This window comes from Streptomyces sp. DG2A-72 (genome assembly GCF_030499575.1).
GTDB lineage: Bacteria > Actinomycetota > Actinomycetes > Streptomycetales > Streptomycetaceae > Streptomyces.
In genome coordinates this window covers 810,021-832,497 of record NZ_JASTLC010000001.1, presented here as the reverse complement: position 1 = coordinate 832,497, position 22,477 = coordinate 810,021, and the positions used below count along the sequence as shown (strand labels likewise).

Here is a 22,477-nt window from a genome sequence, read left to right as displayed (position 1 = left end):
GGGTCGCCCAGACAGGGGTCTTTTGGTTAGGTAATCCTTACCTTAGTATCACCGTGGTCCTCCGGCTGAGCCGGTTCCACACTCTGGAGGCGCGGTCACCAGTGTCCGGTTTCGAAGAACGTGTGTCCGGTACCGACGACGAAACAGCGGCCGCATTCTGGCGGCGGCAACTCGATCCCCTCCCGCTGGAGACCCCTCTCCCCGCCGATTTTCCTTACCCCGCCCGGCCCGACGCGGAACGCCGAACGCTGAGCCGTGCGCTGGACGTCACGGCCGACGCATCGACACTCCTGGCCGCCTGTGTCGCCCTGCTGCACCGCTACGGAGGCGGGCACGACATCACCCTCGGGTATGAGGGCCTGCCGCTCCGGATCGCTCTGGACGGCGGCACGCCCTTCGCGGCGCTCGTACGACGTGTGACCGAGGCGGCCGAGCAGGCCCGGGCCCACCGGATCGAACTCACCACGCTGATCGATCGGTTGCGACCCGAGCCCACCCGGGGCGGCGGACTGTTCTTCAACACGGCGTACGGCGGCATGCGCGACGGCTCCCTCGACGTGGCGCTCGACGTCCGCGCGGGAGACGTCCTGGTGACGTACCGGCCGGACCTCTTCGAGGCCGCGACCGCCCGGCGCATGGCGGATCACTACGCCACCCTCCTCGCGGACGGTCTCGCCCGGCCGCAGGTCCCGGTCGGCGAACTGGCGCTGCTCGGCGCCGAGGAGACCCACCGCGTCCTGCGGGAGTGGAACGACACCGACCACGACGTCCCGCCGCGCACCTGGCCGGCGATGTTCGCCGAGCAGGTCCGCACCCGCCCGGACGACATCGCGCTGGTCTTCGAGAACGCCACACTCACCTACGCCGAACTCGACGAGCGCGCGGCCCGGTTGGCCCACGCCCTGATCGCGCGAGGCGCCGGACCCGAGCGCGTGGTGGCCCTCGCGGTGCCCCGCTCCGCCGAACTCGTCGTCGCCGAAGTCGCCGTCCTGAAATCCGGTGCCGCCTATCTGCCCGTGGACACCGACTACCCGGCCGACCGCATCGCCTACATGCTGGCCGACGCCACCCCGGTCTGCCTGGTCACCACGGCCGAGGTCGCGGCGGACATCCCGCCCTGCGACGGCATGGACGTCGTGGTCCTCGACGCGCCAGAGACCGTACGGGAGTTGGCCGAGCACCCGGCGCAGGGACCGGACCCCAGCACGCTGTCCGTGACCAACACCGCCTACGTGATCTACACCTCCGGCTCCACCGGCCGCCCCAAGGGCGTGGTCCTCACCCACGCGGGCGTCGCCAAGCTGATCGCCACGCAGACCGAACGGTTCGGGATCGGTCCGCACAGCCGGGTGCTGCAGTTCGCCTCGCCCAGCTTCGACGTGGCGTTCTGGGACCTGTGCCTCGGCCTGCTGTCCGGCGGCCGGCTCGTCGTCGTACCGAGCGAACTGCGGGCGCCCGGCGCGCCGCTCGCCGACTACGCCCACGCACACGGCATCACGTTCATGATCCTCCCGCCGGCGCTGCTCGCCGCCATGCCCGAGGACGTCGAACTGCCGCCCGCCACCCTGCTCGCGGGCACGGAACGGGTCTCGCCCGAACTGGTCGGCCGCTATGCCCGCGGCCGGATGATGTTCAACGCGTACGGCCCCACCGAGGCGACCACCAACTCCACCCTCGGCCTGTGCAACCCCGACATCCCGGCCGGCTCCATCGTGCCCATCGGCATCCCCGACCCGGGCACCCGGGCCTACGTCCTCGACGCCCGCCTGAGGCCCGTCCCGCCCGGAGTCCCCGGCGAGCTGTACCTGGGCGGCGCCGGGCTCGCCCGCGGCTACCTCGGACGGCCCGACCTGACCGCGGAACGCTTCGTCGCCGACCCGTTCGGGGCGCCGGGCGAACGCCTCTACCGCACCGGCGACCTGGTGCGCTGGAAGGCCGACGGACGCCTGGAGTTCCTGGGCCGCGCCGACTCCCAGGTGAAGATCCGCGGCTTCCGCATCGAACCCGGCGAGATCGAGTCCGTACTGCGCGCCCATCCGGCCGTGGACCAGGCGGCGGTGGTGGTCCGCGAGGACCGCCCCGGCGACCGGCGGCTCGCCGCGTACGTCGTCCCCGCGCTGGACGGCGCCACCGTCCCCGACACGACCGAGCAGGTACGGGAGTGGAAGGACCTCCACGAACTCCTGTACGCGGCGGCTGGATCCGAGGGCAACCGCGACCATGGTGTCCGCGAGAACTTCGCGGGCTGGAACAGCATGTACGACGGGCTGCCCATCCCCGTCGAGGAGATGCGCGAGTGGCGCGCGGCGACCGTCGCCCGCATCGAGGAGCTGGCGCCCCGCCGGGTGCTCGAGATCGGCGTCGGCAGCGGCCTGATCCTCAGCCGCATCGCGCCGGGCTGTGCGGAGTACTGGGGCACCGACCTCTCCGAGGAGGCCGTACGCGCTCTGCGGACCCAGGTCGAGGCCGTACCGGAACTCGCCGACCGGGTCCGCCTGAGCCCCCGGCCCGCCCATGACGTCAGCGGACTGCCCGAGGGCCACTTCGACACCGTCGTCCTCAACTCCGTCGCCCAGTACTTCCCGAGCGCCGGCTACCTCACGGACGTCATCCGCGCCGTCGACACGCTGCTCGCACCCGGCGGCACCCTGTTCATCGGCGACGTACGCAACGCCCGCCTGCTGCGCTGCCTGCGCACGGCCGTCGAGACCCGGCGCGCGGACGACCCGCAGGACAAGCAGGCCCTGCGGGCGGCCGTGGAGCGGTCGATCAGCTGGGAGGGCGAACTCCTCCTGGACCCGGACTACTTCGCCGCCCTCGAAGGCTTCGACGCCGAGATCCAGGTAAAGCGGGGCCCTCACCACAACGAGCTGACGCGGTACCGGTACGACGTCGTGCTGCGCCGGCAGACCCCTGCCCTGGCGCAGGCCGACCTCGACGAGATCCCGTGGAGCGGGCCGGAGGCACTCGAAGCCCGGCTGGCCGAGGGCGGCGCCACCCCGCTCAGGGTCACCGCCGTCCCCAACGCCCGCCTCGCCGAGGACCTGGCCGCGCTGTCCGCCCTCGACGACAGCAGCCGTACCGCCGATGCCCCGGACCCCGAGGTCTTCCACGCGCTCGGAGCCCGGTACGGCTACCGGACCGCCATCACCTGGAACGGCGCCGCCGAAGACGGCAGCCTGGACATCGTGTTCGCCCCGGGCGACATACCGGGCGGCACCCTGTACCGGTCGTCCGGCGCCGCCCCGCACGCCAACCGCCCCGCGCCCTTCCGTGAGGTCAACTCCCTGATGAGGGCGCTGCGTTCGTACGTGGCGGAGAAACTGCCCGAGTACATGGTCCCCGCGGCCGTCGTCCCCCTGGACCGCCTCCCGGTCACCCCCAGCGGAAAGCTCGACGCCGCCGCGCTCCCGATCCCCGACTACGGCGCCGCCAGCTCCGGCCGTCCGCCCCGGGACGCCCGCGAGGAACTTCTGTGCGCGGCCTACGCCGACGTGCTCGGCCTGCGCTCGGCCACCATCGACGACGACTTCTTCGCCCTCGGCGGCGACAGCATCACCGCCATCCAACTCCTCGTCCACGCCCGCCGGGCCGGACTGCGGCTCAGCTCCCGCGACGTCTTCCGGCACCGCACGGTCGCCGCACTCGCCGAGGCGGCGGGAGAGGTCGTACAGCAGAACACCGACGACCACGCCCCGCTCGTCCACCTCACCGCCGACGAACTCGCCGAACTCCAGGGCGAGTTCCCGGTCACCGTGGAGGAACTGCTGCCGCTGGGCCCGCTCCAGCAGGGCTTCTACTTCCACTCCCTCCTCGACGGCGCCGACCGTGACGCATACGTCGTCCAGCAGGCCCTGGAACTGTCCGGACCGGTGGACGGCGAGCAACTGCGCCGGGCCGCCCAGCGCGTCCTGGACCGGCACGCCCCGCTGCGCGCCTGCTTCCGCCGGCGCGGCGACGGGCAGCCCGTGCAGATCGTGGCCGGAGGGCTGGAGATGCCCTGGCGCGAAGTGGACCTCTCCGCCCAGGCCGCCGACGTCCGCGAACAGCTCGCCGAGGCGGTGGCCGCCGACGAGCGTGCCCGTCGCTTCGACCTCGCCCGTCCGCCCCTGATGCGCTGCGCACTCGTCCGGCTCGACGGGGACCGCAGCCGCCTTCTGCTGACGTTCCATCACATCGTGGCCGACGGCTGGTCGTTGCCGGTGCTGCACCGCGAGCTGATGGCCTGCTACGGGGACACGCCGGCCGTGCTGCCGCAACCGGCGCCGTACCAGGCCTATCTGCGCCGCCTGGCCGCCGCCGACCAGAATGCCGCGCGTGCGGCCTGGCGCGCCGCGCTCGCCGGAGTCGAGGAGCCCACCCGGCTGGTCGATACGCCCGCCGACGGGTCGCCCGTCGAGCCCGCGCAGATCCGCGTCGAGCTCTCCGAGCAGGTCACCGCGCGACTGGCGGCCCGCGCCCGGGAGCACGGGGTGACGCTCGGCACCGTCGTCCAGGGCGCCTGGGGCCTGCTCGTCGGACGGCTGACCGCCCGGCAGGACGTGGTGTTCGGCACCACCGTCTCCGGCCGCGATGCCGAGGTCGAGGGCATCGAGTCCATGGTCGGCCTGTTCATCAACACCCTGCCGACCCGCTTCCGTTGGGACCCCGCCGACACCCTCGCCGACCTGCTCGGCCGCCTTCAGGACGAGCAGGCCCGGCTGCTGGACCACCAGCACCTCGGCCTCGCCGAACTCCAGCGCCTCGCCGGCCTCGCGGGCGCGGGCGACCTCTTCGACACCCTCGTCGTCTTCGAGAACTACCCGCACGCGAACGGCCTCGCCGACCCGGGCGGCACCCTGCGGCTCACCGGCCACGAGTTCCACGACGCCGTCCACTATCCGCTCGCCCTGATCGTCAAGCCGGGCCGCCGGCTCGACCTGCGCCTCAAGTACCACGTGGGCCGACTCGACAACGTGGCCGTGCAACGGATCGCGGACCGGCTCTCCCGCATCCTGCATTCCGTGGCCACGGACCCGCGACAGACCGCCGCGGGTCTGGAACTCCTGTCGGCGGAGGAGCTCTTCGAAGCCGACCTGACGGGCGAGCAGCGTCAGGTGCCCGAGACGACCCTTGCGGCGGCCATCGAGGCGCAGGCGGCCCGCACCCCGCAGTCCATCGCGGTCGTGTACGAGGGCGAGCCCCTCAGCTACCGCGAACTGGACAATCGCGCAGGCGAGTTGGCGTGTCGGCTCGCCGCCCGGGGCGCCGGGCCGGGCACGGTCGTCGCCGTCGCCGTACCGCGCTCGGCCGAGCTGATGGTCGCGCTGCTCGGCGTGCTGAAGTCCGGTGCCGCCTATCTGCCGGTCGACGTGGACTATCCCGTCGACCGGGTGGCCCACATGCTCACCGACTCCGGCGCCACGACGGTCGTCACCGTGACCGGCACCCGGCTCCCCGACGTCCCCGGCCTCGGAGCGCTGCTGCTCGACGGCCCGGCGGGGGATGTGCCCGACGCTTGCCCGGCTCCGGCGCGACCAGAGGCCCCGGGCTTCGAATCCCTGCTGCTTGAGGGCCTGGCGGGGGATGTGCCCGACGCTTGCCCGGCTCCGGCGCGACCAGAGGCCCCGGGCTTCGAATCCCTGCTGCTTGAGGGCCCGGCGGGGGATGTGCCCGACGCTTGCCCGGCTCCGGCGCGACCAGAGGCCCCGGGCTTCGAATCCCTGCTGCTTGAGGGCCCGGCGGGGGATGTGCCCGACGCTTGCCCGGCTCCGGCGCGACCAGAAGCCCCGGGCCTCGAAGCGCTGCTGCTTGACGGCCCGGCGGGGGATGTGCCCGACGCCCGCCCGGCTCCGGCGCGACCAGAGGCCCCGGACCTCGAAGCGCTGCTGCTCGACGCCCCGGACGCGGACGTGCCCGACGCCCGCCCCACCCCGGCGCACCCCGACGACCCGGCGTACCTGATCTACACCTCGGGCTCCACCGGCCGCCCCAAGGGCGTCGTCGTCACCCACCGGGCCATCGTCAACCGGCTCGCGTGGATGCAGGGCCAGTACGGTCTGACCGCCGACGACCGGGTGCTCCAGAAGACCCCGGCCAGCTTCGACGTCAGCGTCTGGGAGTTCTTCTGGGCGCTGTGCGAGGGCGCCACCGTGGTCCTCGCCCGCCCGGACGGACACCGCGACCCGGCCTACCTCGCCGGGCTGATCCGGGAACAGGGCATCACCACCCTGCACTTCGTGCCCTCGATGCTGGAGGCCTTCCTCCAGTCCGAGGAGATCACCGCCGATCCGGCCTGGGCCGCGTCCCTGCGGCGCGTCTTCAGCAGCGGCGAGGCCCTGCCCGGCGCCGCCGCCGCCCGCTGGCGGGAGCTGACCGGTGTGCCGCTGCACAACCTGTACGGCCCCACCGAGGCCGCGGTCGACGTCACGTATCACGCGTACGACGGCGCCCCCGGCACCACCGTGCCCATCGGCCGCCCGGTGTGGAACACCGGCCTGCGTGTCCTCGACTCCTGCCTGCGCCCGGTGCCCGAAGGAGTGCCGGGCGAGCTGTACCTGACGGGCGTCCAACTCGCCCGCGGCTATCACGCCAGGCCCGGCCTGACCGCCGAGCGGTTCGTGGCCGATCCGTACGGCGAGCCCGGTACGCGCATGTACCGCACCGGCGACCTCGTGCGCCGCCGAGCCGACGGCGTGATCGAGTACCTGGGCCGTACCGACCGCCAGGTCAAGATCCGCGGCAATCGCATCGAACTCGGCGAGATCGAGGCGGCCTTGGCCCGGCACCCCGACGTCGCCCAGTCCGCGGTCACCGTCACCGGCGGCGCGCTCGTCGCCTACGTCGTCCCGCCTCGGGACGCCCAGCCCCGGCCTGCCGACCTCCAGGCCGCCCTCTCCGCCGAACTGCCCGCCCCCATGGTGCCCGGCGCCTACGTCGTCCTCGACGCCCTCCCGCTCACCCCCAGCGGCAAGCTCGACCGAGCCGCGCTGCCCGCGCCGCAGGCGGTACGGGCGGAGGCGCGCGGCCCGCGCAACGCGCACGAACGTGTGCTCACCGAGATCTTCGCCGCCGTGCTGAAGCTCGACGAGGTCGGCATCGACGACGACTTCTTCATGCTGGGCGGCGACAGCATCACCTCCATCGGCGTCTCCAGCCGCGCCCGCCGGGCGGGCCTGGACCTGGGCCCGCGGGACGTCTTCGAACACCGCACGCCCGCCGCCCTCGCCGCGGCGGCCACACCGGTCACCGCCGCGCGAGAGCTGCGCTCCTCCTTCGCCCTCACCACCGAGGAGACCGAGCGCGTCCACCGCCTCAGCCCTTACCCGGTTGAGGACATCTGGCCGCTGGCCCCGCTCCAGGAAGGGCTGTTCTTCCACTCCACGTACGACGACAGCGTCCTCGACGTCTACACCGTCCACGAATCCTTCGACCTCGCCACGCCGCTGGACACCGACCGGCTGCGCACCGCCGTACGCGTGCTGCTGGAGCGCAACCCCAGCCTGCGCGCCGGATTCACCAGCGAAGGACTGCTCCAGCCGGTGCAGTTCATCGTGCGCGATCCCGAGATCCCGCTCGAGGAGGTCGACCTGTCCGGGCTGACCGCCGCCGAACAGGACGTACGGCTGCGGGAGTTGACGGACGCGGAGCGCACCCGCCGCTTCGACCTGACCTCGCCCCTGCTGTTCCGGATGCTGCTCGTCCGGCTCGGCACCGAGCGGGGCGACCGGCTGATCGTCGGCCGGCACCTCCTGCTGTGGGACGGCTGGTCCGCCTGGCTCTTCCTCGACCAGCTCTTCGCCCTGTACGAGTCCGCAGGCGACGCGAGCGACCTGCCGGCCCCCGGTTCCTACCGGGACTACCTGACCTGGCTGGAGGTCCAGGACACCGCCGTCGCCACCGACGCCTGGCGGACCGCCCTCGCCGGACTCGACGAACCCACCCTGCTAGCAGCCACCGACCAGGGCCTCGCGCCCGACATCCCGGAGAGCCTGGAGGTCTCCGTCCCCGATGAGGTGGGCGAGCGGCTGCGCGAGATCGGCCGGCGCCACGGACTGACCCTCAACACCGTCCTCAACGCCGCCTGGGGCCTGACCCTGGCGAGCGCCACCGGACGTACCAACGTGGTCTTCGGCACCACCGTCGCGGGCCGGCCCAGCGAGGTGCCGGAGATCGAGAACGTCATCGGCATGTTCCTCAACACCGTCCCCGCCCGGATCGCCTACGACCCCGCCGAACCGGTGCTCGGGCTGCTGCGCCGCATCCAGGACGAGCGGCTGGACGTGATGCCGTACGAGTACCTCGGCCTGGGCGTGCTGCAGGCCGAGACCGGGCACCGGCGGCTGTTCGACACGCTCTTCGTGCTGCGCAACAGCGACACCGAGGAGCGGCTCGCCGAGCTGAGCGACCGGCACGGCGCCACGGCCGTCGCCAATGTCGACGCCACCCACTATCCCGTCAACCTCGTGGTCACCCCGGGCCGCTCCATCCAGGTGACCCTGACCCACCGGGCCGACGTCGTGGCCCGCCCCGAGGCCCAGAACCTGCTCGACCGCTTCACCCTGCTCCTGGACCGGCTCACCCAGGATCTCGATGCCGCGGTCGGCGGGCTCGACCCTCTACTGCCCGCGGAACACAGGGAGTTGGAGCGCGAGCGAGCCGAAGGCCGGGTGCCAGACCCCGAGGACACCATCGCCGACCTGCTGGCGGACCAGGCCGCGGCCACCCCCGACGCCACGGCCGTCGTCTTCGGCGGCCGGACGCTCACGTACGCCGAACTCGACACCCGCATCAACCGCATGGCCCATCTGCTGCTCGCCCGCGGCGCCGGACCCGAGCGGGTCGTCGCCCTCGGCCTGCCCCGCTCCCTGGAGATGGTCGTCGCGCTCTTCGCTGTCCTGCGCACGGGCGCCGCGTACCTGCCGCTGGAGCTGGACTACCCGGACGACCGGCTCACCGTGATGCTCGACGACGCCCGCCCGGCCATGCTGCTGTCGAACGCCGAGGTGTCCGCGCGCCTGACCTCCTCCGACACTCCGCGGGTACTACTGGACGACCCGGCGGTGGCCGCCGAACTGGCGTCCTGTCCGGGCCACTTGGACCGGCGGACCTTCAGCCTGGAACACCCGGCGTACGTCATCTACACCTCCGGCTCGACCGGCCGCCCGAAGGGCGTTGTCACGCCCTACCGCGGGCTGACCAACATGCAGCTCAACCACCAGCGGGAGATCTTCGCACCGGCCATCGCCTCGGCGGGCGGACGGCGGTTGCGCATCGCCCACACCGTGTCGTTCGCCTTCGACATGTCGTGGGAGGAACTGCTCTGGCTGGTCGAGGGACATGAGGTGCACATCTGCGACGAGGAGCTGCGGCGCGACGCCGAGGCCCTGGTCGCGTACTGCGAGACTCATCGCGTCGACGTCGTGAACGTCACCCCGACTTACGCCCATCTGCTCATCGAGCAGGGCCTGTTGGAGGGACACCGCCCGCCGCTCGTGCTGCTCGGCGGCGAGGCCGTCTCGGAGACCGTGTGGAACCGGCTCCGCGACACGGAGGGAACGTACGGCTACAACCTCTACGGGCCCACCGAGTACACCATCAACACGCTCGGCGGCGGCACCCTCGACAGCGCCACCCCGACCGTCGGCCGGCCGATCCGCGGCACCCGCGCCCACATCCTGGACGCCTGGCTGCGCCCGGTGCCCGAAGGAGTGCCCGGCGAGCTGTACATCGCCGGTATCGGCCTGGCCCGCGGCTATCTCGACCGGCCCGCACTGACCGCGGAGCGGTTCGTCGCCGACCCGTTCGGCGAACCCGGCGAGCGCATGTACCGCACCGGAGACCTGGTACGCCGCCGCCCCGACGGCAACCTCGACTTCCTCGGCCGCACCGACGACCAGGTCAAGATCCGCGGCTACCGCGTCGAACTCGGCGAGATCGAGACCGCGCTGGCCCGGCACCCGCAAGTCGCCCACGCCGCCGTACTCGTCCGCGACGAACGGCTCGTCGGCTATGTCGTCCCCGCCCGGCTCACCGGAGACGACCGGGACACCGCCGAGCGCGACCAGGTCGGCGAGTGGCAGGAGATCTACTCCGACGAGTACGAGGAGATCAGCACCGCCGTCTTCACCGAGGACTACGCCGGCTGGGACTCCTCGTACGACGGCCGGCCCATCCCCTTCGAGGAGATGCACGAGTGGCGTGAGGCCACCGTCGCGCGGATCCGCTCGCTGGGGCCCCGCCGGATCCTGGAGATCGGCGTCGGCTCCGGCCTGCTCCTGTCCAGGCTGGCCCCCGAGGCGGAGGCCTACTGGGCCACGGACTTCGCCGCCCCCGTCATCCGCAAGATCGGCGAAGAGCTGCGCCAGGACCCTGATCTGGCCGCCAAGGTCACTCTCCGCGCCCAGCCCGCCGACGACTGCAGCGGCCTGCCCGCCGACGGCTACTTCGACACGATCGTCATCAACTCCGTCATCCAGTACTTCCCGAGCGTCGACTACCTGACCTCGGTGATCCAGGGCGCCATGCGCCTACTGGCACCCGGCGGCGCACTGTTCGTCGGTGACGTGCGCAACCTGCGGCTCGCCCGCACCTTCCAGACGGAGATCCAAAAGGCCAAGGGGGTCCCCGAGGACGGCCTGGAACGGGCCGTCGAGCGCGGCCTGCGCCTGGAGAAGGAACTCCTCGTCGACCCCGACTACTTCAGCACCCTCGGCCACGGCGTCGACCTGCGCACCAAGCGCGCCCGCCACCACAACGAACTCACCCGCCACCGCTACGACGCCATCCTGTACGCCGGCGACCCGGACCTGCGGCTGCACGAGATCCCGGTGATCGAGTACAGCGCCGGCCTCGACCTGGCGGACCTGGCCCGCACGACCGAACCCCTGCGCCTCACCGGCATCCCCGACGCCCGCGTGGGAGCCGCAGGGGGAGTGGACCCGGAGACGCTGCATGACCTCGGCGCGTGCGTGCTGACCACCTGGTCCCGCGAACCAGGCACCTACGACGCTGTGTTCCTGCCCGACGCTGAAGGGGCACCCGGCGTCACCGCCGGGCTGTACCGGCCGGGCGGCGGGACCGCCCCGTACGCCAACGAGCCGACCGCCGCGCGCGGCGCCAACAGCCTGATCCGGCGGCTGCGCGACGACCTCAAGCAGCACCTGCCCGACTACATGGTCCCGGCCGCCTTCGTCACCCTCGACCGGCTGCCCATGAACGACAACGGCAAGCTGGACGTGCGCGCCCTGCCGGACGCCGAACCGGCCGTCGCGCTCGGCACCGGCCGCGGACCGCGCACCCCGCAGGAGGAGGTGCTCTGCCGGCTCTTCGCCGAGGTGCTCGGCCTGCCCGAAGTCGGCGCCGAGGACGGCTTCTTCGACCTGGGCGGCCACTCCCTGCTTGCCACCCGGCTGATCAGCCGGGCCCGCACGGAGCTGGGCGCCGAGCTGGCCATCCGCGACCTCTTCGAGGCACCCACCGCCGAACTGCTCGCGCTCCGCGCGGACGGCGGACGCCCCGCCCGCCCGGCCGTCGCTCCGGCGGCTCGCCCCGAGCGCATCCCGCTGTCCGCCGCCCAGCGCAGGCTGTGGCTCGTCGAGCGGATCACCGGCAGCGGCGTCGCCTACAACTTCCCCCTGGTCTTCCGGCTCCACGGCGACCTCGACCTCGACGCCCTCCGAGCAGCCGTACGGGACGTGGCGGGCCGCCACGAGGCCCTGCGCACGGTGTTCCCCGAGCACGCGGGCGAGCCGTACCAGCTGATCGTCCCGGCGGCCGACGCCGAACCGGCGTTCTCCGTGACCGACTGCACCGAGAACGAACTGCCCGCCCTGATCGAGACGGCCCAGCGCCGCCCCTTCGACCTCGGCCGGGAACTGCCCCTGCGATGCGAGGTGTTGATGCTCGGCGCGGCCGACCATGTGGTAGCCGTCGTACTCCACCACATCACCACCGACGAGTGGTCCGACCGCCCGTTCCTCGCCGACCTCACCACCGCGTACCAGGCACGGCGGCAGAACCAGGCACCAGCATGGGAGCCGCTGCCGGTCCAGTACGCCGACTACACCCTGTGGCAGCAGGACCTGCTCGGCCGGATCGGTGAGACCCAACTCGCCCACTGGACCGACACCCTGCGCGGCCTGCCCGAAGAACTGCACCTGCCGCTCGACCGCCCCCGCCCGGACGAGCCCACCGGGCGCGGCGGCAAGGTCCGGCTGGAGCTGCCCGCCGACATGGACCGGGCACTGCGCGAACTGTCCACGGCGACCGGCACCAGCATGTTCATGCTCTTCCAGGCGGCCACCGCCGCGCTGCTGCACCGTCTCGGCGCGGGCGACGACATCCCCCTCGGAGCGCCGATCGCGGGCCGCACGGACGACGCGCTGAACGACCTGGTCGGATTCTTCGTCAACACGCTCGTGCTGCGTACGGACCTGTCCGGCGAACCGACATTCCGTCAACTCATCAGTCGGGTACGCGAGTCGGCACTGGAGGCGTTCGAGTACCAGGATCTCCCCTTCGACCAGGTCGTGGAGGCCGTGAACCCGCCCCGGACGGCCGGGCGCAACCCGCTCTTCCAGGTCATGCTCGGCTACCACTACCGCCCCGACGGCGACCCCGACGTGCTCGGCATGCCGACCGACTGGTTCGACATGGACACCGGCATGGCCAAGTTCGACCTCCACTTCACCTTCGTCGACGAGTCGGACCGGTTGACGCTGCTGCTGGAGTACGCGGCCGACCTGTGCGACGAGAAAACAGCCGAGCAGTTGGCGGGGCGTCTGGTGCGGTTGCTGGAGCAGGTGGCGGCCGATCCGGATGTGCCGGTGCGGGATGTGGAGGTGTTGGGGGAGTCGGAGCGGCGGTCGGTCGTGGAGGTGTGGAACGACACCGCGCACGAGGTGGAGGCGAGCAGCCTTCCCGAGTTGTTCCGGTCTCAGGTGGCTCGTACGCCGGATGCGGTGGCGCTTGTCTTCGGTGAGCAGCGGCTGACGTACGCGGAGTTGGATGCGCGGGTCGAGCGCACCGCCCGTGTGCTGGCCGGGATGGGGGCGGGGCCGGAGCGCACGGTGGCGGTCGCGCGGCCGCGCTCCGTCGACCTGGTCGTCGCGTTGCTGGCCGTGCAGCGTGCGGGGGCCGCCTATCTGCCGCTGGACGCGGACTATCCCCAGGAGCGGCTGGAGTTCATGCTGGCGGATGCTCGTCCGGTGTGTGTGGTGCGGGAGGGGTTGCCGGAGGGGGCGGAGGGTGAACTGCCGTCTGATTACGACCCGTTGAGTCCGGCATATGTCATCTACACCTCGGGTTCGACCGGTCGTCCCAAGGGCGTTGTCGTCCCGCATGCGGGGATCGTGAATCGTCTGTTGTGGATGCAGGGCGAGTACGGGCTGACCGCCGACGACCGGGTGTTGCAGAAGACCCCCTCCAGCTTTGACGTCTCGGTGTGGGAGTTCTTCTGGCCGCTGATCACCGGTGCCACGCTGGTGGTCGCCAAGCCCGAGGGGCACAAGGACCCTGCCTACCTGGCCGAGCTGATCCAGGAACAGGGCATCACCACCGTGCACTTCGTGCCCTCGATGCTCCAGATGTTCCTGGAGGAGCCCACTGCGGTCGCGTGCACCGGGCTGCGCCGGGTGCTGTGCAGCGGGGAGGCGCTTCCGGCGGCGGTCGTGGACCGTTTCCGTGCTCTGCTGCCGGCTGAGTTGCACAATCTGTACGGGCCGACGGAGGCTTCGGTCGACGTCACCGCCGTCGAGGTGACGGACCGTGTCGCGATCGGCCGTCCGGTGTGGAACACCCGGGTGTACGTCCTCGATGCGGCCCTGCGTCCGGTTCCGCCCGGCGTGGCGGGTGAGCTGTATCTGGCGGGCGTGCAGTTGGCGCGCGGCTATCTGGACCGGCCGGGGCTGACCGCGGAGCGGTTCACGGCGGATCCGTTCGGTGTACCGGGCTCTCGCATGTACCGCACGGGCGACCTGGCCCGCTGGACCTCCGACGGCACGCTCGAATACCTCGGCCGTACCGACGACCAGGTCAAGATCCGCGGCTTCCGCATCGAACTCGGTGAGATCGCCGACGTGCTCATGCGGCACGACAGCCTCGCCCAGGCCGCCGTAGTCGCGCACGACCAACGGCTCGTCGCGTACGTCGTACCCGCCGCCGGACACACCCCCGACCGCGGCGAACTGCGTCGGCATACGGCCGCCACGTTGCCCGAACACATGGTCCCCGCGGCCTTCGTCACCCTGGACGCGCTGCCGCTCACCCCGAACGGCAAGCTGGACCGCAGGGCCCTGCCCGCCCCCGACTTCACGACCGGAACGAGCGACGGCCGGCCGCGCACCCCGCACGAGGAGATCCTCTGCGGGCTGTTCGCGGACGTGCTGGGCCTAGAACGGGTCGGCGTCGACGACGACTTCTTCATGCTCGGCGGTCACTCACTCCTCGCCATGAGGCTGGTCAGCCGGGTCCGCACGGCGCTGGGCGCCGAACTGACGGTCCGTACGGTCTTCGAGGCGTCCACACCGGCCCGGCTCGGCGAGCGCGTGGCGGGTTCCGCGGGACGTGACATGGCACGACCGGCACTTGATCAGCCGGACCGGCCGGAGCCGCTGCCGCTGTCCTTCGCCCAGCAACGGCTCTGGCTGCTGCACCGGATCGAGGGCCCCGGCGCCACGTACAACATCCCCGCGGCCTGGCGGCTGACCGGCGATCTGGACCGCGACGCCCTCGCCGCCGCCGTCCAGGATCTCGCCGTCCGCCACGAGAGCCTGCGCACGGTCTTCCCGGAACACGGCGGAGTCGCCCGCCAGCTTGTCCTGGACGGTGCCGACGTCGCGATACCGGTGCACCACGAGCAGGTGTCCGAGGCCGACCTCCCCGACCGACTGGCCGAGGCCGCCGGGCGTGGCTTCGAGATCGACCGCGAACTCCCGCTGCGCGTCCATGTCTTCGAGCTGACGCAGCGGGAGTACGTCCTGCTGCTGGTCCTGCACCACATCGCCGGCGACGAGTGGTCGGACGGCCCGCTGTGGCGGGACCTGGCCATCGCCTACCGCGCCCGCAGCGAGGGCCGTGAGCCGGAGTGGGCGCCGCTGCCGGTGCAGTACGCCGACTACACCCTGTGGCACCACCGGCTGCTCGGCGACGACACCGACCCCGGCAGCCTCCAGGCACGGCAAATCGCCTACTGGAAGGAGACGTTGACCGGACTTCCCGAGGAGCTGACCCTCCCGACCGACCGGCCGCGCCCACAGGAGGGCAGCCACGCGGGCGGAGCCGTCGGGCTGAGCCTCGACAGTGAGCTGGAGCGGGACCTGCGCGGCCTCGCGCACCGGCGTGGCGTCAGCATGTTCATGCTCTTCCAGGCGGCCACCGCCGCGCTGCTGCACCGTCTCGGCGCCGGCGACGACATCCCGCTCGGCGCGCCCATCTCGGGCCGCGCCGACGAACGCCTGGAAGACCTGGTCGGCTTCTTCGTCAACTCGCTGGTCCTGCGCACGGACCTCTCCGGCACACCCACCTTCGCCGACCTGCTCGACCGGGTACGCGACACCGACCTGGCCGCCTATGAACACCAGGACCTGCCGTTCGAACGGCTCGTGGAGGCCATCAACCCGGCCCGCTCACTGGCCAGGCATCCCCTCTTCCAGGTCATGGTCGTCTACCTCGGCGACCCCGGCAGCACCCCCGACTTCCCGGGCCTGTCCGCACGCCGCGAACCGCTCCGGCAGGAGAGCGCCAAGTTCGACCTGAGCTTCGACTTCATCGAGCAGTCGGACGGGTCCGGTATCCAGGGCTGGATCGAGTACGGCTCCGACCTGTTCGACCACGAGACGGTCGAGCTGCTGGCGGGGCGTCTGGTGCGGTTGCTGGAGCAGGTGGCGGCCGATCCGGATGTGCCGGTGCGGGATGTGGAGGTGTTGGGGGAGTCGGAGCGGCGGTCGGTCGTCGAGGTGTGGAACGACACCGCCCGTGAGATCCACGCGACCAGCCTCCCCGAGTTGTTCCGGGCTCAGGTGGAACGCACACCCGAGGCCGTCGCCCTGGTCTTCGGTGAGCAGCGGCTGACGTACGCGGAGTTGGATGCGCGAGTTGACCACACCGCTCGCGTACTGGCCGGGATGGGGGCCGGTCCCGAGCGGACCGTCGCGGTGGCCCTGCCCCGTTCGGTCGATCTGGTGGTCGCCCTGCTGGCGACGCATCGCGCCGGAGCGGCCTATCTGCCGCTGGACGTCGAATATCCGCAGGAGCGGCTTGATTTCATGCTGGCGGATGCTCGTCCGGTGTGTGTCGTCCGGGACGGGTTGCCGGAGGGACCGGGCGGTGAACTGCCCTCCGCCTACGATCAGTTGAGTCCCGCCTACGTCATCTACACGTCGGGTTCGACCGGTCGCCCCAAGGGTGTCGTCGTCCCGCATGCGGCCATTGTCAACCGTCTGCTGTGGATGCAGGGCGAGTACGGGATGACCGCCGACGACCGGGTGTTGCAGAAGACCCCGTCCAGCTTCGACGTGTCGGTGTGGGAGTTCTTCTGGCCTCTCATCACAGGCGCCACCCTTGTGGTCGCGAAGCCCGAAGGCCACAAGGACCCTGCCTATCTGGCCGAGCTGATCCAGGAAGAGGGCATCACCACCGCCCACTTCGTGCCCTCGATGCTCCGCGCCTTCCTGGACGAGCCCACCGCCACCAGCTGCTCCAGCCTGCGTCGCGTCCTGTGCAGTGGCGAGGCACTCTCCTCCGACCTCGCCGCCCGCTTCCACACCACCCTGCCGCCGACCGAGTTGCACAACCTGTACGGCCCGACGGAAGCCTCAGTCGACGTCACCGCCATCGAAGTGACCGATCACGTCTCGATCGGCCGTCCGGTGTGGAACACCCGGGTGTACGTCCTCGACGCGGCCCTGCGTCCCGTTCCGCCCGGCGTGGCGGGCGAGCTGTACCTGGCGGGCGTGCAGTTGGCGCGCGGCTATCTGGACCGGCCTGGCCTGACCGCGGACCGTTTCGTCGCCGACCCCTACGGCGCTCCGGGTTGCCGCATGTACCGCACAGGAGACCTGGCCCGCTGGACCCCCGACGGCACGCTCGAATACCTCGGCCGCACCGACGACCAGGTCAAGATCCGCGGCTTCCGCATCGAACTCGGCGAGATCGAGTCCGCCCTCGCCCGCCACGACACCGTCGCCCACGTCAGTGTGGTCGCCCGCGAGCAACAGCTGGTCGCGTACGTCGTCCCGGCCCCCGGCCGTACTCCGGATTCCGGTGCGCTGCGGGCGCACGTCGCCGCCGCGCTGCCCGATCACATGGTCCCCGCGGCCTTCGTCGCCCTGGACGAACTGCCACTCACTCCGAACGGCAAGCTCGACCGCCGGGCCCTGCCCGCCCCCGACTTCGAGGCCGAGACCACCGACACCCTCCCACGCAACCCGCGCGAGGAACTCCTGTGCCGTCTCTTCGCGGACGTGCTGAATCTGCGCCGTGTGGGAGTGGACGACGACTTCTTCACGCTGGGCGGGGACAGCATCGTCGCCATGCAACTGGTCGCACGTGCGCGGACGGCCGGGCTGGTGGTCAGCCCGCGGGACGTCTTCCGCCACAAGACCGCCGCGGGGCTGGCCGCCGCCGCCCGAGTGCTCGACGGCGACGGCGAGGGCGGGACGGCGTCGTCGGACGCCTCGCTGCTCGCGCTCAGCGACGAGGAGCGGGCCGAGACCGCCGGGTTGGGTGCGGCGGAGGTGCTGCCGCTGTCGCCGCTCCAGGCGGGGCTGCTGTTCCACGCCGCGTTCGACTCCGGGGACGAGGGGCCGGACGTCTACACCGTGCAGGTGGCGTACGACATCGACGGCCCGCTGGACGCCGTACGACTGCGGCGGGCCGGGCAGACGCTGCTCGACCGGCACGGGAACCTCCGGGCAGGCTTCCGGTACCTGTCCTCGGGGCGCCCGGTCGCCGTCGTACCGCATACAGCCGTACTGCCGTGGCGGCACGTGGATCTGAGCGCGCTGGACGCCGCGGCCCGTGAGGAACGGTGGACCTCCTTGCTGGCGCAGGAGCGCCGCCGGTTCGAGCCCGCGGAGCCGCCGCTGCTGCGGCTGATGCTGGTCGAGGTCGGCCCCGAGCGGTACCGGCTCGTGCTGTCGCACCAGCACCTGCTGCTCGACGGCTGGTCGGTGCCACGGCTGTTGGGCGAGCTGTCCCAGCTGTACGCGGGAGTCGACCTCCCGGCCCCGGTGCCGTACAAGGACTATCTCGCGTGGCTCGGCCGGCAGGATACGGACGCCTCCTCGGCGGCCTGGGCGGAGGCGCTCGACGGTCTGGCAGAGCCGACGCATCTGGTGCCCGCCGACTCCGGCAGGGCCCCGGCCGTTCCCGAGACGCTCACCACGCTGCTGACGCCGGAGGTGACCGACGCGCTGACCGCGTTCGCCCGTTCGCGCGGTCTGACCGTCAACACACTGGTCCAGGGCGCCTGGAGCATCGTCCTGTCCCGGCTCACCGGGCGCGACGACGTGGTGTTCGGAGCGACCGTCTCCGGGCGGCCACCGGAGCTGAGCGGTGTGGAGTCGATGATCGGGCTGTTCATCAACACCGTTCCCGTACGGGTCCGGATCGACGAGCGCGAGACGCTGGCGGCGTTCCTGGACCGGCTCCAGGACGAGCAGTCGAGGCTCATCGCCCACCAGCACCTCGGGCTCGCCGACATCCAACGGGGCGCCGGGCTGGGGGAGTTGTTCGACACGCTCGTGGTCTTCGAGTCGTACCCCGACGGGGGCGGAGCCGGACTCGGGGCCGAGGAGGGGCTGCGGACCGAGGTCCGCGACCACCGGGACTCGACGCACTATCCCTTCGCCTGGGCCGTCGAGCCCGCCGAACGGCTGCGACTGACCGCCGAGTACCGCACCGACCTGTTCGACACCGCGGCGGCCGAACGGCTCTGCGCGGCGATGGTCCGGCTGCTGGAGGCGATGACCGCCGATGCGGATCAGGCGGTGGGCCGCGTCGACATCCTCACCCCCGAGGAGCGCCACACCCTCCTGGAGACCTGGAACGACACCGCCCTCCCGGTTGCCCCGACCACCGTCCCCGGGCTCTTCGAGGCCCAGGCAGCCGCCACCCCGGACGCCGTCGCCGTGGTCGCGGGCCCCGTCACGCTGACCTTCGCCGAACTCAACGACCACGCAAACCGGTTGGCCCGGCTGCTGGCCGAGCACGGCGCCGGACCCGAGCAGATCGTCGCCCTGACGCTGCCCCGCACCGCGGACTTCATCGTCGCGATGATCGCCGTGCTCAAGTCGGGAGCGGCCTATCTGCCGCTCGACGCGGACCTGCCCGCCGAGCGTGTCCTCGCCATGCTGGACGACGCCGGGGCCCGGCTGGTTCTCACCACCGAGGCACTCGCCGCGGGACTGCCGGACAGCTACGGCGTGGCTCGGCTGGCGCTCGACGCGGAGGAGACCGTCGTACGACTGGCCGCGCACTCCGGCTGCGGCAACCCGGTCGGCCCTGACCCGGACCACCCGGCCTACGTCATCTACACCTCAGGCTCCACCGGCCGCCCCAAGGGCGTCGTGGTCTGCCATCGCAGCGTGGTCAACCTCTTCCACAGCCACCGCCGCACCCTGCACGACCTCGCCAAGGCGGGCACCGGGCGTCGGCATCTGCGCGTCGGGCACTTCTGGTCGTTCTCCTTCGACGCCTCCTGGCAGCCACAGCTGTGGCTGCTCGACGGACACGCGCTGCACATCCTCGACGACGAGACGCGCCGCGACCCCGAACTGACCGCCGCGGCCATCCGCGCCCAGAGCGTCGACTTCATCGAGGTGACGCCGTCGTTCCTGGCCCAGATGGCGGAGTACGGGCTGATCAAGGACGGTGAGTGCCCGCTGGCGGTGGTGGGCGTGGGCGGGGAGGCCGTGCCGGACGCGCTGTGGAGCGAGCTGGCCGCGCTGCCCGGCACGGAGGCCTTCAACCTCTACGGGCCGACGGAGGCGACCGTCGACGCGCTCGCCGCCCGGATCGGAGAGAGCGAGCGGCCGGTGGTCGGGCGTCCGGTCGGCAACACACGGGCGTATGTGCTCGACGGCCGGCTGCGGCCCGTGCCGCCGGGCGTCACCGGCGAGCTGTACCTCGCGGGGGCGGGCCTGGCGCGTGGCTATCTGGGGCGCCCCGGGCTGACCGCCGAGCGGTTCACCGCGGATCCGTTCGGCGCTCCCGGCTCCCGTATGTACCGCACGGGTGACCTGGCCCGCTGGACGGCCGAGGGCACGCTCGAATACCTGGGCCGCGCCGACGACCAGGTCAAGATCCGCGGCTTCCGCATCGAACTCGCGGAGATCGAGGCCGTGTTGGACCGGCACGACGCGGTCGGCCAGGTCGTGGTCGTCGCCCGCGAGGACCGGCCGAGGACCAAGCAGCTGGTCGCGTACGTCGTGCCGGCGGGCGGCGTGCCGAGCCCCGATCCCGCCGAACTGCGGGCCCATGCCGCGGCGGCGCTGCCCGACTACATGGTCCCGGCCGCCGTCGTGGTCCTCGACGAACTGCCGCTGCTGTCCAACGGCAAGCTCGACCGCAGGGCGCTGCCGGCCCCCGAGTTCACGCTCGTGACCGGCGGCCGGGAGCCCGCGAACGACGTCGAGCGCACCCTCTGCGCCCGCTTCGCCGAGGTGCTCGGCCTGCCGGGGGCCGGGGCCGACGACGACTTCTTCGCTCTCGGCGGGGACAGCATCGTCGCCATGCAGTTGGTCAGCCGGGTCCGCGCGGCCGGCCTGCGGATCACTCCACGGCAGGTCTTCCAGCACCGTACGGTCGGCGCGCTGGCCGCCGTGGCGGTGGAACTGGACGCCGCGCAGCTCACACGGCCCGCTCACGACGACGGCTCCGGCACCGTGCCGCTGACGCCGATCATGCATGCGCTGCGGGAGCTGGGCGGTCCGATCGCCGGCTACCACCAGGCCGCTTTCGTACAGACCCCCGCCGCCCTGGACGAGGCCGGGCTGCATACCGTGCTCCAGGCCGTCACCGACCGGCACGACCTGCTGCGGGCCCGGCTGGAGCGGACCGGACGGTGGTCGCTGCACGTGCCGCCGCCGGGCAGCATGCCCGCAGCTTCCTGGGTGGCCCGCGCCGACGTCCGGGGCGCGGACGAGGCGGCGCTCCGGGAAACGGTCGCCAAACACGCCCGTGCCGCGCAGAGCCGCCTCGACCCGGATGCCGGGCGGATGATCCAGGGCGTCTGGTTCGACGCCGGTCCGGACACGCCCGGACGGTTGCTGCTGCTGATCCACCACCTGGTCGTGGACGGCGTGTCCTGGCGCGTACTGCTGCCCGACCTCGCCGCCGCCTGGCGCGACGTCAGCGAGGGCAGGACGCCCGCGCTCGCACCGGTCGACCTGTCGTTCCGGCGCTGGTCCGAACTGCTCGCTGCACGCGCCGTCGACCCCGCCCGCGAGGACGAACTGCCACTGTGGACCTCGGTGTTGGCCGAGGGGAAACCCCTCCCGCTGCTGCGGCCCCTCGACCCGGAACGCGATGTCACCGCCGCCTCCCGGCACCTGTCCCTCACCCTGCCCGCCGACCGTACGGCACCCCTGCTCAGCCGGGTGCCGGCCACCTTCGGGGCGAGCGTCAACGACGTCCTGCTGACCGCCCTCGCGCTCGCCGTCGCCGAATGGCGCGGGGCGGCGTCCGGTGGTGCGGTCCTCGTGGACCTCGAAGGGCACGGGCGAGAGGAGGAGCTGGCGGGCGAGGCCGATCTCTCGCGCACGGTGGGCTGGTTCACCACCGTCGTGCCGGTCCGGCTGGACACCGGCACGCTGGACCTCGCCGACGCGCTCGCCGGGGGACCCGCTCTCGACATGGCCCTGGCGCGTATCCGCGAGCACCTGGCCGCCGCGCCGACGGGCGGCATCGGCCACGGCCTGCTCCGGCATCTCAACCCCGAGACCGGGCCGGTACTGGCCGAACTCGAGCGGCCGCAGATCGAGTTCAACTACATGGGGCGCTTCGGTGTCCCCGAGGCCACGGACTGGTCGTACGCCCCCGAGGCCGACGCGGCGGATCTGGAAGCCGACCCCGGTATGCCGCTGTCCCACGCCCTGACCGTCAACGCCCTGACCGAGGACCGGCCGGAAGGCCCCGAACTGACCGCCCACTGGACCTTCGCGCCCGGAGTACTGCCCGAGGAGGCCGTACGCGACCTGGCCGAGGGCTGGTTCCGGGCACTGGGGGCGCTGGTGGACCGGGCTGCCGAAGAGCCGAAGACAACTCACCTGCAACGAAAGGAACCGGCATGACCAACCCCTTCGAGAACCCCGACGGCGTCTACTCCGTGCTCGTCAACGACGAGGGCCAGCACAGCCTGTGGCCCGACTTCGTCGAGGTACCGGCCGGCTGGAGCGTCGTCCACGGCCCGGCACCCCGGCAGGAGTGCCTGGACCACATCGAGGCCAACTGGACCGACATGCGCCCCAAGAGCCTGGTGCGGCGTATGGACGGCTGA

General features: G+C 72.1%; 2 protein-coding genes. Both read left to right on the top strand.

Annotated elements, in window-relative coordinates:
• Positions 1-122 precede the first annotated feature (122 nt).
• Positions 123-22,271, top strand: a complete 22,149-nt coding sequence (locus QQY66_RS04215; protein ID WP_301977669.1) for a non-ribosomal peptide synthase/polyketide synthase — start codon at positions 123-125, stop codon at positions 22,269-22,271.
• Positions 22,268-22,477, top strand: coding sequence for an MbtH family protein (locus QQY66_RS04210; RefSeq protein WP_301977668.1), 210 nt, complete (start codon positions 22,268-22,270; stop codon positions 22,475-22,477). Before QQY66_RS04215 ends, QQY66_RS04210 begins: the two co-directional genes overlap by 4 nt.